Here is a 329-nt window from a genome sequence, read left to right as displayed (position 1 = left end):
GGCCGGAGTCGATCGGGGCCTGGTGGTTGGTGGGCCGGGTCGCGTGCCACGCGTAGTGCAGGTCGTAGGTCATGACGTGAAGGAACGTGAGGTACTCGGCGGGCTTGTCGGTCTCGGTGTTCTTGGTCTTGTCTGTGCAGGCGGCGACCGCCGCGGAGACCGCGTAGGTATTCTTGTCGGCGCTGCCCTGGGCGTCGAGCTCGGAGCGGAACTCGGCCATCAGCGCGGTGAAGTTCTGCTTGTTGGCCGGCGAGGCGTGGTTACTGGTGTGCACGCAGCAGCACGGGTACTCCAAGTCGATGGCGAACACGTCGACGGTGAACGACCAC

General features: G+C 65.3%; 1 protein-coding gene. It reads right to left on the bottom strand.

What is annotated here, in order from left to right; all coding sequences use genetic code 11:
- Positions 1-329: glycosyl hydrolase family 18 protein (locus UK12_RS34435; protein ID WP_045307161.1), on the bottom strand; the 329-nt coding region annotated here is incomplete at both ends.

The sequence above is a fragment of the Saccharothrix sp. ST-888 genome (assembly GCF_000955975.1).
Classification (GTDB): domain Bacteria; phylum Actinomycetota; class Actinomycetes; order Streptomycetales; family Streptomycetaceae; genus Kitasatospora.
Note: the sequence above shows the minus strand (reverse complement) of the source record. Positions and strands in the feature narration are given on the sequence as shown.